General features: G+C 41.2%; 9 protein-coding genes. 2 read left to right on the plus strand and 7 right to left on the minus strand.

The window, feature by feature from the left end; all coding sequences use genetic code 11:
• The first annotated feature begins 237 nt into the window (after nt 1-237).
• On the plus strand, nt 238-3,057 hold the full coding sequence (locus tag AC4GME_RS11440) for an AMP-binding protein (protein WP_490379415.1): 2,820 nt from the start codon (nt 238-240) through the stop codon (nt 3,055-3,057).
• Nucleotides 3,058-3,086: 29 nt separating this feature from the next.
• Here the strand turns inward: AC4GME_RS11440 and AC4GME_RS11445 are convergent, their stop codons facing one another.
• The 7 genes from AC4GME_RS11445 to mltC form a co-directional block, all read right to left on the minus strand.
• Nucleotides 3,087-4,352 carry an MFS transporter gene (locus AC4GME_RS11445; protein WP_490377206.1) on the minus strand — a complete coding sequence of 422 codons (1,266 nt, stop codon included), beginning with the start codon at nt 4,350-4,352 and terminating at the stop codon, nt 3,087-3,089.
• Between the two features lie 414 nt (nt 4,353-4,766).
• Nucleotides 4,767-6,272 carry a sensor histidine kinase gene (locus AC4GME_RS11450; RefSeq protein WP_490379416.1) on the minus strand — a complete coding sequence of 502 codons (1,506 nt, stop codon included), beginning with the start codon at nt 6,270-6,272 and terminating at the stop codon, nt 4,767-4,769.
• A 73-nt stretch (nt 6,273-6,345) separates the two neighbouring features.
• A complete protein-coding gene (locus tag AC4GME_RS11455; protein ID WP_490377204.1) occupies nt 6,346-7,584 on the minus strand; it encodes an ABC transporter substrate-binding protein in 1,239 nt (412 codons plus the stop codon).
• A gap of 584 nt (nt 7,585-8,168) precedes the next feature.
• Complete coding sequence (locus tag AC4GME_RS11460) at nt 8,169-9,239, minus strand: M48 family metallopeptidase (RefSeq protein WP_490377203.1); 1,071 nt, start codon at nt 9,237-9,239, stop codon at nt 8,169-8,171.
• Nucleotides 9,240-9,256: 17 nt separating this feature from the next.
• The gene (locus tag AC4GME_RS11465) at nt 9,257-10,276 is read right to left on the minus strand and encodes a YjgN family protein (protein ID WP_490377202.1); all 1,020 of its coding nucleotides are present in this window, start codon (nt 10,274-10,276) and stop codon (nt 9,257-9,259) included.
• Between the two features lie 394 nt (nt 10,277-10,670).
• Entirely contained in the window at nt 10,671-11,900 is a 1,230-nt protein-coding gene (locus AC4GME_RS11470; protein WP_490378857.1) for a serine hydrolase domain-containing protein, read from the minus strand.
• 103 nt (nt 11,901-12,003) lie between these two features.
• Nucleotides 12,004-13,134, minus strand: a complete 1,131-nt coding sequence (gene mltC, locus AC4GME_RS11475) for a membrane-bound lytic murein transglycosylase MltC (RefSeq protein ID WP_490379417.1) — start codon at nt 13,132-13,134, stop codon at nt 12,004-12,006.
• A gap of 903 nt (nt 13,135-14,037) precedes the next feature.
• Here mltC and AC4GME_RS11480 point away from each other — a divergent pair.
• The gene (locus tag AC4GME_RS11480; protein ID WP_490378061.1) at nt 14,038-15,453 is read left to right on the plus strand and encodes a GH1 family beta-glucosidase; all 1,416 of its coding nucleotides are present in this window, start codon (nt 14,038-14,040) and stop codon (nt 15,451-15,453) included.
• Nucleotides 15,454-15,559: the final 106 nt, after the last annotated feature.

A 15,559-nucleotide genomic window follows, 5' to 3' on the forward strand; every position in this document is an offset into this window, starting at 1 on the left:
CTAAGCATGATCTGCGTATTCTGTAATATTATCTGCTCGATTTATCCGAGCTGATTTTTGCATTCCAGAAGCCTCAAGTTATTAAGTTAACTTGGGGCTTTTTTGTGTGCAGTTGTTTTAACCGTATAGCCGATTTGCTTTGTCGTAGGATTTCACTTGCGGCGAAGAACATAATTGCATGCTATTTTTATTACATGACAAGGAGATATTATTGTTATCGGCAAATGGGGAAAAGTCATGTCCAAGGTAAATTCTATTAAAAAGGGACAAGAAATTGAAATTGCTCAGCAATTGCTGGAGCAGGTAGGCAAACTGACTAATGAACTTCATCCAGGCAGGCAGTTACAACAAGCCATTACTTTAACCTCTAAACTGGAACATGATTTGGGGTTTGACAGCTTAGGACGGGTCGAACTGATCCACCGCGTTGAACATACCTTTGCTGTCACACTAGCAAATAATACCTTTGCCACAGTGGAAACTGTGCAAGACCTGCTTAAAGCGATATTAACCAATCAAGGTAACAAACAGATATTTGATCACGAGGTATTAGCAGCCCTGCCGGGAGCGGAAGTTGACCAAGCTCCGCTTAATGAGAAAACGCTTGTTGAGGTTCTGCAATGGCACTTACAGAAACACCCCGACAGACCGCTGATAGAGATGTACCAGGACAGTGGGCGTGGCGAAATGATCACTTATGCCCAATTGGCAACAATGAGTAATAAAGTGGCCTGGTGTTTGTTAGATAAACAGCTTCCTTCTGCTGCGAAAGTAACCTTGATGTTACCAAGCAGCCCTGATTATTTTTTCAGCTTTATGGGCGTACTCATAGCAGGTGCCATACCCGTACCGATTTACCCGCCAATGCGCCTGAGCCAAATCGAAAGCTATATTCGACGTCATCAAACCATTTTGAAAAACTGTCAAGCAGAAGTAATGATCACTACCCCTGAAATCCAGCGCTATTCAACCCTATTAACTTCATTAGTACCTAGCTTAAAACATGTGCTTACGGCAAACGACTTTGCTACTTATAGTGAGCAACCGGTAAAAATGGCCATATCTGAAGATGACATTGCCTTTATTCAATACACATCGGGTTCGACCGCCGATCCAAAAGGTGTGCAGCTCAGTCACCGCAATCTGCTGGCAAATATTAAAGCAATGGGCGTAGCGACCCAATTGACTTCAAAAGATATATTTGTCAGCTGGTTACCCCTTTATCATGATATGGGACTTATTGCTGCCTGGCTGGGAATGTTTTACCACGCAGCTCACCTGGTGGTGATGTCACCACTGGAATTTTTAGCCAGACCACAACGTTGGTTATGGGCGATACATCGTTATCGCGGAACGATTTCAGCGGCGCCTAATTTTGCTTACGATCTTTGTGTGCATCGCATTGCAGAAGAACAACTAAAAGGATTGGACTTAACGTCTTGGCGAGTGTCCTGCAATGGCGCAGAGCCCGTTATTCCCGATACGGTACGCAGGTTTTGTAAACGCTTTGCCGGATATGGCTTTAACCGCGAAGCTTACTGGCCGGTTTATGGTTTAGCTGAATCTTCAGTTGGCCTGGCATTTCCAAAGCCGGATCGCACTCCGCATATCCAGAGAATTGACCGTAGCTATTTTACTAACCAAGGCAAGGCTATTCCCGTTGATGCTAGTGATAAAAACGCGCTGGAATTTGTCTCTTGTGGTGAAGCTTTGTCTGCTCATGAACTACGAGTGGTAGACGATATGGATATCGAGCTTCCCGATAGGCAGCAAGGCCACCTGCAGTTTAAGGGCCCCTCTTCCACCAGAGGCTATTATCGCAACCCGGAAAAAACAGCTGAGCTGTTTCATGGGCAATGGCTCGATACCGGCGATCTGGCCTATTTCGACAAGGGGCAGTTATACCTTACCGGTCGCAGCAAGGATATTATTATCCGCGCAGGGCGAAATATTTATCCCCATGAAATAGAGGAAGCTGTAGGGACAATTGCAGGGGTTCGCCGTGGCCGGATTGTCGCCTTTGGTTACAGTGAGACAGCAACAGGCAAAGAACGCCTGGTCGTATTAGTGGAAACCCGCGAAACTGATCAGCAAAAACAACAGGAGCTGCGCCAGCATATACTGAATACCTGTGCCGATATTGTCGATTTGCCTCCTGATGAAATTGTGCTGGCACCTCCAAATACAGTACTGAAAACATCCAGTGGTAAACTCAAGCGTAGCGCATGCCGAGAGCTTTATTTACAAGGAAAAGTAGGAAAAAAACCTGCCCCGTTATGGTGGCAACTTAGCAAAATTATATTTGCAGGAGTACCAGAGCAGGCAAAAAGAGTGTGGCGTAATGTTAAAGCGCGAGCTTATGCTTTTTATACATGGATACTATTTGTGCAACTGACAATTATTGTTTGCCCTTTGCTATTACTTTTACCGACGCTAACTGCTCGACAAAGATTAATTACTTACGCCAGTAAATTGTTAGCCTGGGCCAGTGCGACACCAATAACAGTGAGTGGTATTGATAAACTGTTCGCCGACAAGTCATACATTTTTGTGGCAAATCACAGTAGCTACCTTGATGTCTATATTCTGGTTGCCTCCCTGCCATTACCCTATCGCTTTATCGCTAAGGCCGAACTGGCTGATAATAGGCTGCTTGCTCTGCTGCTCAAGCGAATAGATGTGAAGTTTGTTGAGCGCTTTGATATTGAAAAAAGTGTTGAAGATGCGAGCCAGATTGGCGCACAAAAAGGCTCTCTGATGTACTTTCCTGAGGGGACTTTTACGCGCAAACCAGGGCTTGCTCCTTTTCATATGGGCGCTTTTTTAGCTGCGGTAAAAAGTCATCGTCCGGTCGTGCCCATTACTATTCGTGGTTCTCGCTCTATGCTTAGAGAGCGTAACTGGTTTCCGCGCAGAGGGGAGATCGAAATGATAATTGGTGATCCTATTGCAGTTGAGCCTGGTGATGATGAGTGGCAAATCGCAACTCGATTAAAAGACAAGGTAAGAGCAGAAATATTATCTAATTGTGGCGAGCCGGATTTAGAAAAAAGCTAATTCAGTGGTTTGTCCTAAAAAAATAGCAATCAGCCCTTCTTAGCCGCTTGCTGCCCCGTGGCAATGTCAACGCGTAATAGCAGGTAACCACCGGCAAGGAACAGCAGCACAATAGACAGGATGCCGATCCGGTTGCTTCCGGATAGCAAAGTGATCCAGCCCACCAGCACAGGGCCGAGTACAGCTGCGAACTTGCCCAGCATATTGTAAAAGCCGAAGAACTCCGCGTTTTGCCCGGGCGGGATAAGGCGGGCATATAGCGAACGGCTAAGAGACTGCACGCCGCCCTGAACCAGCCCGATAATCACGGCCAATAGATAAAACTGCCATGCCGCATGTATAAAAGCGCTAAACAGAGTAACGCAGATGTAAACTGCCAACGCGATCAAAATTCCGTGCTTGGTGCCGATGCGCTCGCCGATGTAGCCGAAGGCAATCGCTGCAGGAAAGCCTACAAACTGGGTGATCAGCAGCGCGGTGATTAGATCGTTGGAAGCCAGTCCAATCGACAAGCCATAGTCCACCGCCATGCGGATAATTGTATCTACCCCGTCGATATACAGCCAGTAAGCCAGCAAAAAAAGAAAGGTTTGCTGTAGGGCTCTGATCTGTTTGAGGGTCTTCCTTAGCTGCTTGAATCCATTTTTGATAGCGACAACGGCAGCAATTTTATCAACGGCCGGTTCATGGACAAATAGCAGCAGGGGCAGACTGAACAACAGCCACCATAGCGCTGTGCATAAAAATGCCACCCGAACAGCCTCACTGGCATCCGCAAGCCCGAAACTTGCAGGTTGCAGAGTCATCCAAACGTTAAAGGCGAATAGCAGCCCGCCCCCCAGATACCCAAGACCAAAGCCCAGCGCCGACACTCGATCTATCGACCGCAGCGGACTGACGACGGTCAGCATGGCGTCATAGAACAGATTGCCGCCGGAAAAGCCGATTACGCCTGCGATATAAAGCAATGCAGCCAGAAGCCACTGTCCCTGCTCCACCCAATACAGCGCCCCGGTCATTACCATTCCCAAGCAAGCGAAAATCAGCAAAAAGCCCTTACGTCGCCCCATCTTATCGGCAACAACTCCCAATAAGGGAGAAATTAGTACCACGATCAAACTGGCCGTTGAGTTGATTATTCCCAGGTGATAGGTACTTTCGATAACCGGCACATCTTCCGACCAGTATTGCTTGAAAAATAGGGGGAAAAAGCCAGCCATCACTACCGTGGCAAACGCGCTATTAGCCCAGTCGTAAAATGCCCATGACCAGATCGCACGCTTATTTGCAGACATAGGCACCTTCGCAAGTTATTGACAAACCTAAGTCAGTGCCAGCCGAGCGGCAATAACCATCAGCATGAATCGGGAGGAAAAGCATCGGCTGCAGGTTCAGACGAACGGGGAAAGCCAGTTTAACTGCAGGAATATGTGACTCGCTCAAAAATGCCATCTGCGCACTCCACTGGGCAATGTTGTTTTGCTAGTTACCTATTGTTACTCTTGTTAGAGTAACTGGAAAACAAAAATAGTAACTAAAAACAAAATCCAATAACCATTATTCCAGTATAGGACATACGCAGACACAAAGCTTTTTCCAATATTTTCAACTTTTGCAAAGAAAAATATTTGCAGGTCTAACTTTCTGCTTTAGGTCATATACTCGGTTCAGCTTGACAACAGTCGGCATACATATAATTTCACGTTTACTTATAAATCAGCACTTGTATTCGAAGAAATCATTCTAGGCATATCAAAAACAAACGTAGTGCCCGATTGAGATTTTGCATCTAACCGTAATTTACCTTCAAGGGGGCCTGTAACCAAGTTGTGAACGATATAAAGCCCCAACCCACTGCCGCCAGAGCCCATCTTGGTCGTAAAAAACGGATCGAATATTTTACTGCGTAATTTATCTGGAATACCAACACCATTGTCACTGACAGTGATGCGGACTCTTTCGGAATCTAGAACTATGACATTTACCGTTACTTGTCCTTCAGGTAAATCATCAAAGGCATGTCGAAGCGCATTTAATATAAGATTATTGAGTATCTGCCCTAATACGCCAGGATAACCTTTCATTTGAATACCTTCTGGCACCTGAGCGACCAGCTGGTATCGTGTCGACTTAAACTGGTGAGCCAAGGTATTAACAATTTCGTCTATAACGGTTTTTAAATCATACGTCCTTTTACGACCGCTCGACTGATCTACTGCTACCTGTTTGAAGTTACCGACAATTTCAACCGCACGATTTAAACTTGTTTCCAAGAGCAGGCAGCCTTCCTGAGCTTGATCACAAAAGAGGGTCAAATCAGACCGCTTTAGTGAACCATTTACACCTGCTTGAGATAAATTTTCAACCCAATGTTTCAGACTGTTGGCAATTATTTTGCTATTTCCTATTGGTGTATTTAATTCGTGTGAGACGCCAGCTACCAGTGCACCCAAGCCTGCTAATTTTTCAGTTCGAACCAGCTCAATTTGTGCGAGTTGTAATGTCTCTAGCGCGCGAGCCAAGCGCCTATTAGCTGATTGAATAAGCCAGGCGATCCAACTTGTGAACGCCACCCCAATGGCAGTAAGCCATAACAGCCCCGTTTTTGTTGATTGCCAACTCTTTTCGCTTTGTTCGTTTTGCTCATTAATCTTATCAGTGGCTTCCAGCATAACGGAGCCAATCAAAGTTCCGAAGCGCGGGCTTAACTGCTGTTCTAAACCACGGGCACGGCCTATTGAACTAAGCCATTTGTCAGGGAAATTTGGATTATATTCAAGTAATGACTGAGCGTTTTGTTTACTGAGGCGGATATGTTGAGCGATCAATTTATCGGTTAATTTCAGCTCTAAATCTAAGGAAATTAAATTATCTCGAACAATTTGCAATTGCCGCTGTACAAGGTTTTCAGTACCTTTATATTCACGTAAATGGTGAGCAAACTCATCTTCAGTTATGCCGTTTACTTGTAGATTGCGCCAACTTTCTTGTTGGTCTTTATAAAACAGCTGCGCAGATCGAGATGAGTCCACTATGTTCAGTAGCTGGTGTTGTTGAACGCGAAGCAACTCCTGATTTGATTGAACATCAGTAGACAGCCTCACGCCGACAATGCTAATAGCAAACATAAACAGCCCAGGAAGAACGACACCAAGTAGTTCTCTTGTTCCTATCAATAACGGCTGTCGATTATAAAAATTCATCGGTACGCGCACTTTAACTCCTTAATTAAACAACCGTCTAAGTGGTCCCCAAAAGAAGTTGACGCCTCACACACCCAGTTCAAGATCACTTAACCGCCTCAGCTAATAATTGGCTTGCCTTTAATGGGCTTAATTGGCCGTCATTCCAAAACTCAGAAACCACTTCATAAACATTGGTCAGCTTATCGAGAGGCATTGCCATATGAGTGGCTACGCTGGGTAATTGTCTCCCATTTTTTCCAGCATCCGAAAAATCACGCATAGAAGCCTGAGCACAGGTATCAAATCCATCTGCTGAAATATCAACTCGGACAGGAATCGAACCCTTTATTTGATTAAATTTCTGCTGCACTTTTGTCTCTAAAAGAGATTTCGCAAATGCTTCCTGTGCTTTAAGCTGATCAGCTTTTTTTACCTTAAACATGGCAAAAGCATCAACAGTATAGCTAAAAGAACCTTGGGTTCCAGGGGAGGGAACACACGCGTATTGTTTGCCAGCCTGCATGTTTGCCGCAATAAACTCTCCTTTGGCCCAGTCCCCCATAATCTGCATACCCGCTTTACCACGAATGACGAGTGCAGTTGTCAAATTCCAATCTCGTCCTGGCGATCTACTATCCGTATAGTTTCTAAGTTTACGAAACAACGCGAATGCACGCTGCATAGTGGCACTTGTTAACACACTTTCATTTAAGTCTACAAAGGCGCGCCGATAAAATTCAGGTCCGCCAACGCTTAAAACAACAGATTCGAATAAAACAGTGTCCTGCCAAGGCTGGCTGCCGTGCGCAAGAGCAATGTAACCGGCCTTTTTTATCTTATCAAGAGCAAGGAAAAAATCATCAAGTGTCGTTGGTACCTCTTGAACACCAGATGCTTTTAACACTTCGAGATTAACCCACAACCAATTCAAACGATGAACATTGACCGGGACAGCCACATAATGGCCGTTATATTTCATTTGTGATCCGATAGAGGGGGGTAATATCGTGTCCCAGTTTTCTGCTAAAGCAAGTTTATCCAGATTGGCAAGCATACCTCTCTCTGCCCAAGAACGAATTTCAGTCCCTTTCATCTGCGCAGCTATCGGTGCAGAGCCCGTTGCAACACGCTGAGTGAGTACAGCTCTCGCATTTTCACCGCCACCGCCGTCGACAGCAAAGTCCATCCATTGATGTCCCTTAGACTGAACAGCCTTCTTAATTTCAACCAAAGCGCGAGACTCACCTGCCGATGTCCAAAAATGTAATACCTCCACTTCAGCTGCAAAGGTTAAAATTGGAAGCAAAAATAATAGGGACGCTAATTTAATGAAACTCTTCATTTTGGATTCCTTCCAAGGTGAGTTAGGCTCACTACATTGCTCTGACACTGATAATCGTATCAATAATGCAATTTTAATAAAGATAGCAAATCAGTCACTTTCGGCCAGATTAATTGCGGCTAAGTGATTAAACTATTGACCCTGAGCAACTAGTGGATATATATCCGGCCTCTTATAAGTGGAAGTTTTTTTCATGGCTTCTCACAAACTGCCAGCTCCAATACGTGGGGGAGTAAACCGGAGTCACAATCATTGTGCAAAACAAACTAAATACAGGCTGGCTTGAATAACTATAGCATTATTTTCATTGGGTTAGGCACTTACAAAGAGTCTGATGAAGTAGCTTATTGCGAAGATGAGAGGCTAAACAAACCGCTACACTTCGGATGCGTTGTAAATACCAAGCAAGCGATCAAAAAGTAACTGCATCAATTGCAATCAAAGTACCCAAACGCAACATTTTACTTTGTCTGTGAAGCCGTCTTTGCGGTTATTACGTTTACCCTTTATACCAGCCTCTGGTACTGCGGCTATGTCGTTGTACCTTCCTTAATCCCTAAAAAAGCAGTACCTCTAAAGCTTTTCTAATGCGCTTGAAGTTCATTTTTATATTGTTCAACAAATAGAATTCGTTGTTCAGTGAGTGGATGAGTAGAGAAAAAGTCAGATTTTGAACGCTGTGATGTGTTTGATTTTTCTTTATCTCTATCTAAGCGCTGCATAATTTGAGCAAAGCTATCAAGTGGTAAATCAAAGTGATCAAGCTGATCCAACGCATATCTATCAGCCTCTTTTTCAAACTGCCGGGAATAAGATAAATCCACCAATAAAGTCGGCAAACCGGTAATTAAATCAAATGTATCAACATCACCAGTAATGAATATTACCGCCAGAGTCACCATAGAACCTTGCAGCATCCGCCGTAACATATGCTTATGTTCAAGGTGCCCTAATTCATGAAAAAGTATTGCTAATAATTCATCGTCACTTTCCGCTAATTCAACAAGCTTATCAGTAAAAACAATTTCTCCTCCCGGTAATGCAAACGCATTGGCCCCCATACCAGATCGAAATAGAAGCTTAGGTTTTAATCTTGCATGAGCTTGAATATAAGGCAGGAATAAAAGATCAATATGCTGACGACGCGATTCATCAAGCGCAGAGGGATCAAATAACGTAGCGTCTAAAAGATCCAAACTACTAGTGGAATTTTCAGTTACAAATTCCGGCAATTGGTAAGCAAGGGTTTCAGATAGTTTAGGAATGCCGTAAACAAAAGAGGCCCAGACAATAGCCAGGGTAGCAAGTGTAAAAATCATTACCAAAGATAAATTTGTTTCTAATTTATGCAAAATAGAAGTGGATTTTGATCCACTAAAAATAGCAATTAATTGCGAAATACCATTATTATCTTCTGTAATAAATAACTCATTATCACCAAAAGAGATTTCCCTTGGCGTATTACCAAGCTGAGGAGTGATTTTTAATTGTGAAAATGCTAATGAAAAAAGCGTTTCACAAGAGATAGGATCAGTATTTAGCTGCTCCTCTTCATCTATTATAAAAGTGATCGGCTCATTTTCATTTACAGCCAGCAAACGCACTTTATGGCGTTTGCTGGTTTTTCCATCTAAGTAAATCCCTGTAATAAACATATTATTTATGATTCTTATTATGCGAAGTCAAATACTTCCCCAAACTCTTCACCAAGAGCACTAACATTTTCTTGTTCTGCCGCAGAGAACCCTTCTAAATCACTCGCAGCATGCATAACTAAACAGGAGCTCATATATTTGGCAACTCTTACTTTTGCAGCTGGAAGATATAAACCAAAGGTAATTAAAGTAAAGAACAGGTTATGTAAAATGACTTTAGTTAACCCGGACATAGTTAAATTGGCATCAAAATGATGATCTAAAAGAGAAGTGCTTTTATAAAATAGATTACTCGTTGATACAACGAAATAAACTATCACAGCAAAATAAGCACAGCCCATAAGAAGCAATGATAAAATGGACATTTCAGGAATAAAATAACTAATAGCGGCAATGGGTAAAGCGCAGGCAATTGCGATACCTATCATGGTCAAAAAAATCATTCCATAATCTTTGTAAGTAGCTTTAAAGCTAAACTTACTCGTCCCATAAGCACTGTTATTAACTAAATATTCATTAGATTTGAGTATAGCTAACGGGAATAAAATACCTAGCGTTAAAACACCGATTAAAGGCCAAATAAAGAGTACCATAGCGGCTTGACCATAAGAGGCTTTAAAACGAAATTGAATATTTGCGTAAGCCGACATGCGGTGATTAAATTCAAGTGATTTATTAATAAAGTACGGCATTGCAATAAGCAGTAATACTAGCAAAACACCGCCTGCAATAGGGTTCAAGTTAGATATAACATTAAAAGCGATGAATGCCAAAATAGCAATGATTCGACTTTTTAATATCGCTTTAGGATCAGCTAAATAACTAAAGTTGGAATTATTAAGATACAAATTAGAATAAAAATACTGATTACTTCTAACTTTTGCCCAAGCTGAATAGATACCAAAGGTGACAATAGTCAGCAACACATTAACTATCCATATCTTGAAGTATTCAGTACCATCACCACGAAACTCAAAATTCAATAGCCCCTTGCTACTTACAGCAGCTTGTTCTATTTCAGTAGAAACAGTGTCCATATTAAACATTCCTTATTTTAATAAATTGTATTTTAAAAGAGATAAAAAAATCACACTGATAAACCAGCCCATCTATTTACCCATCAAACAACACTTAAAAAACATTATTCAAAGAATCAAATACAAAGCCGGAAAAAATCAAATCAATAATATACAAAGTGAAACATCAAAACAAGGTGAATTATATGTTTTAATTACATTTTAACTAATCTTGGATATATCAAAGCCAGCGAGGTTAAGCGAATAAATAGAAAGAGAAGGCTAGACAGCCAAGCTTTTTTGCAGGCATTAAATCAGCTTATAACCCTGAAGATTTTTTTATCACTCTTTTAAAAGAATTCGCCAGAGCCCTGCCCGGGCACCCGCGAAACCTTTCTTTATCCTGCTATAAATACTATAAATTTAAATCAAAAAACGCCAGCTTACGACTCCACAACGGAGCAGCTAACGGAGCAGGATTAGCCGCCTTATAGGGGATTAAACTGTCAGGCTCGGCAAGCAGTAAACGCCAAAACTTAATGCTTAAACTGTCTACGCTGTGAGATTCTGCATTAGCCAGTAAAACTAAACCTATCTGTTTCTCTTTGGAATAAGCAATCAGCGCTCTAAACCCTTCTACCCAGCCGCTATGCAGATATAAAGTATCATCTTTATACTGATATACCCGCCAGCCGATGCCGTAATGAGCATCATCAATAATGCCCTTCCAGCTTCTGCGTCTTAAATCTTTAACAGTGCGAACAACCGGCTCCCTGACTTTATCTAAGAGCGGCTCTGAAATAACCTCTGGGGTATTGCCTAACTGCGCGATAAGCCACTTGCTCATATCCTCAATGCTGGCATTCACACCAGCAGCCGCACCGACTTTATAAAAATCCGGGTTAACCTTAACCTGGTGCCAGGGACCACGACGACTGACTGTAATATGTGGATAAGCTTTATTCGCCGTATCCTGATAAGCATCATAACCAACACTGGCATTAACCATATCCAGCGGCGAGAAGATCATGTTCTGCATCACTTCTTCGTAGGTTTTTCCTGCATTACGCTCGACCACTTCTTCAATAAAGCTAAATAATACATTCTGATAACCGTAACATTTACCCGCGGAGCAGGCCGGCTCTAATGCAGAAAATTTATCAATAACCTGGCTAAATACAAACCGCCCTTTTAAATAACCGTCGAAGGCATTTGGTACTAAACCACTACTGTGGCTAAGTATATGTTTGATAGTTATCTTTTCAGCCTGCCCGGCTTTTTTAAGCTTAAATTCAGGGATGTATTCAACAATAGGATCGTTCCAGGAAAATTTATTCTGCTCAACCATCAGCGCGGCCAGCTCTGCGGAAAATGTTTTTGATACCGAAGCGAGCCTGAATACTGTCTGCGGGTTAACTGCTTGAGGCGCTTTTTTACCTCTAATACCATAGGTTTCCATAGCAGAAACCTGGTCGCCGCGAACAATGGCAAAAGCGGCCCCGGGAATATCAGCAGACTGCATTGCCTGTTGGAATTCCGCAGAAAAATCACTTTCTAATTTGAACTGCAATAAGGGCACGGCCTGTGTCGGCAGCCCTGCACTTAAAAAAACAACAACCAGTAAAAATAATAAGTTATAACTCAAGAAAACTCCCAAAAGACAATAGGCTAAAAATGCAATATACGCCCTATCGCCATTATACTATTGCACTTCGTAGATAAAAGATTTGTATTACGCCCTTTATCAATTATTGCAAAGTATTAATAAATTCTTTTTCGTATTTATTTACCTTATACAAATAATTACGAGCTTCAGCAATCGGGTTTTTAGTTGTTAAATTATCATAAATCTGCTGACTATTTTTTCTATTCATCACCTTCACCGCTTCCGTTCTATTGGAATGAAACGTTTTAAATACATTACCAGCGCCTCCGTTATAGGCGGATATCACAGCATAATGCCGACCTAAATCGTTTTTTACATCTTTCAGGTATCTTGTATTCAAAATCTTTAAATATGCCGTTCCAGTATCTATATTATTACTTGGTGAAAATAGGTAAGCTTTCGTTGGTTGATCTTGACGATTTTTTACCTTTTGGAAAACATCTTTACCAGCCGTTTTAGGGATAACCTGCATCAAACCATAAGCATTTGCATGAGAAACTGCATAAGGGTTAAAACTGCTTTCGGTTTTAATTATTGCGTAAATAAGGCTTTCTTTAATGTTATAACGTTTACTGGCTTGCTGAACTAAAGTCGAATACTTATAGCTGCGGATCTCTTCACTATTTTTAACTAAGTCAAATTCCACTGAATATATTTTTTTATTACCGCTATATTTAGTTTCTAACTTATTATCGATTAGGTTCTGAGCATAACGTTCTGCTCTCCATTTCCATCTAATTGGCTGTTTATCTTCATCTAAAACCTGCTTATATAAAAATGGCTCTGCTTTTAATTCAGGGATCTCTTTTGATGAAAAAATATCTACATCATTTACTGAATCAGGTGTCAGTAATGTAGTGACAATGGCGCTTTTTAAATGTGTCAAAGATGAATATTTTGAAATTGTTTCAACACGAACAATTCCCTTCTCAAAATCGATAAAAGCCCGATCCTGATAATTATTAGTATATTTAACATATTTTTTTCTCTGCGGAAGTTGTATTTCTTTTTCTCCCCATATTTTATCTATATTTTTTTCAAGTTGAGAAAACATAATGACCGCGGATCTGACATCTTTTTCTATTTCATCGGGGTGCTTTTTATAATGTTCAATACGTTTTTTCGCCTCCTTTTGTACAAATTGGTAGCGATTAGTTCCACTACAAGCAGTTAATAAAAGAAGACCTAACATTGTTGCAATTAACGTTTTCACGAAAAGATCCTTATTCGCTTTTTGTCCTGTAACCTCTCCATTTGTCTCTTTATTTTTAATAAATATAGAAGGTTACAGGCGATTTAAATATTTGTGTGTTTTCCTGCACATTATGCTGCGAAGGCAAAATATTGAAAAGCCCCAAGATCAAAGAATAAGCAAATATAGAGGCCCCAGATAAATATAATTAATCATATGAAAAAGTCGGGATACCCAAACCTTTTTTAGCTTCTAAAACAGCAAACCAACTCGGCAAGGTATTCCCTTCCATTTTCTTGTGATGAACAAACGCTTTAGCAAGGAAAATCATGGATCAAATTGAACGCCAGTTCAGATTTATGAGCGGGCTAGGCTCTGTGCACCCTGTTTTCTCTTGCTGTTGAGAGAGCATGACTGAGTCGATTATTTTTCATCTTTTGCTTATCAAGGCAAAAGGCAATACACGATCCCATTTGTTTTCCAATAAATATTTCCCGGCTCAATGAGATTGTAAAACGATTTTGTATTCAATATGGTGATGCTAGCCCAAGGCTGCATAACAACTATGCAAAGCCTGAATACGCCAGCCAAAATCACTTTAACTGCTTATTTTCAAGAGTTAGTTCACACCTCAATACATCAATCAAATACCAACCCGATTTTGACAGGATAGTATTACAAATAGCCAGTAATTAACCACACAAGCGTTATTAAGTTAAGTACATTTAACAGCATGAAAAATAACTTTCATTATATTGCAAGGCATAAGATGCCATTTATCAAACAAGTAATGATCGATTTATTCACCAGTTTATTTGCTGCCAGTATGATATTAAGAAATTTATTAATTGCGTAATATCCCATTTACTAGCAACAGCAAAATGTAATTTAGCAGAAAATATTTTACTGAATATGAGGTTTAAAATGACATTTAAAGATGATTTTATATGGGGCGCTGCTGCAGCGAGTTACCAGATTGAAGGTAACACACAACTTATTGATGGCTGCCAAGAGTCAGTATGGGATATGTGCAGTCGTAAAAAAGGCTTTGTCCATGGCGGTAATACCGGGTTTATAGCTTGTGATCATTACAATCGCTATAAAGAAGATGTGGCCATTATGAGTGATATGTCACTGCAGGCATACCGACTAAGTATCATGTGGCCTCGCGTTATGCCTCAGGGTATTGGCAAAGTAAATGCTCAAGGGTTAGATTATTATGATCGTTTAATTGATGAATTATTAAGTAAAGGCATTGACCCTTGGGTTACTCTTTTTCATTGGGATTACCCCATGGCGCTTTTTCATAAAGGCGGCTGGTTAAATGATGACTCAAGTGACTGGTTTGCAGAATACACCCGCGTTATTGTTGATAAACTTTCAGACAGAGTTAGCCATTGGTTTACCTTAAATGAGCAAGCTTGTTTTATTGGCAATGGACATCAAAATGGGACACATGCCCCGGGCTTACAGCTGGCCAATAAAGAGGTCAATAGAGCCTGGCATAATGCACTTTTAGCACATGGTAAAGCGGTAAAAATCATTAGAGAAGAGGCGAAATCCCCCGCCAAAGTGGGCGCGGCTCCCTGCTTTCGCACTGCCGTTCCTTTTAGTCACTCTCCCGAGGATATTGAAGCCGCTCGTCAGCATACATTCAATATGCTTGATGACTCTATGTTTAACGCCACTTGGTGGATGGATCCGGCTTTTAAAGGAGAATATCCAGAAGACGGGCTGGCACTATTTGCAGATGACGCGCCAACCATTAAAGAGGGGGATATGGATATTATCTGCCAGCCTTTAGATTTTGTTGGTTTTAATGTTTATAGTTCTGCGTTAGTTAAAGCGGGAATTGATGGCAAACCAGAGGTGGTAGACTACCCGAGCGATCACCCTATGACCTATTTTAAATGGCCTGTCAGCCCGGAGTCTCTTCGCTGGGGCACGCAATTTTTGTATGAGCGTTATAAAAAACCGATTATCGTTACCGAAAACGGCTTAAGTTTAAATGACTGGGTTAGTTTAGATGGTAAGGTGCATGATCCAAAACGCATCGATTTCTTAAACCGTTACCTTTTAGGTACGAAACAAGCAATTGAAAATGGCACTGATATCATTGGTTATTTTCAGTGGTCTATTCTTGATAATTTTGAATGGGCAGAAGGATACAGTCAGCGATTTGGAATGGTCCATGTTGATTATGCAACGCAAAAGCGAACAGTCAAAGATTCTGGGCATTGGTATAAAGAGGTGATTGAGTCCAATGGAAAAAAACTAGGTGATCACTCCCCTCTTCATAATTGGGTAGCGCCAGAAAACTTCAATAAAAATATTAAGTAGCCTTAGCTATTACAGTGATTAATGAGTATCAATCAGTCTGTTAAAAGAAATATTTATACTCATTTATCGTTAATATAGCTTTACTCATCACGAGTAACACTCAATT

This window comes from Psychromonas sp., assembly GCF_983033635.1.

Excerpts from the sequence above, each read along its gene's own strand:
- AC4GME_RS11445 (WP_490377206.1), bottom strand. The coding sequence starts at position 4,352 with ATGTCTGCAAATAAGCGTGCGATCTGGTCATGGGCATTTTACGACTGG.
- AC4GME_RS11465 (WP_490377202.1), bottom strand. The coding sequence starts at position 10,276 with ATGGACACTGTTTCTACTGAAATAGAACAAGCTGCTGTAAGTAGCAAG.
- AC4GME_RS11455 (WP_490377204.1), bottom strand. The coding sequence starts at position 7,584 with ATGAAGAGTTTCATTAAATTAGCGTCCCTATTATTTTTGCTTCCAATT.
- AC4GME_RS11440 (WP_490379415.1), top strand. The coding sequence starts at position 238 with ATGTCCAAGGTAAATTCTATTAAAAAGGGACAAGAAATTGAAATTGCT.
- AC4GME_RS11480 (WP_490378061.1), top strand. The coding sequence starts at position 14,038 with ATGACATTTAAAGATGATTTTATATGGGGCGCTGCTGCAGCGAGTTAC.
- AC4GME_RS11460 (WP_490377203.1), bottom strand. The coding sequence starts at position 9,239 with ATGTTTATTACAGGGATTTACTTAGATGGAAAAACCAGCAAACGCCAT.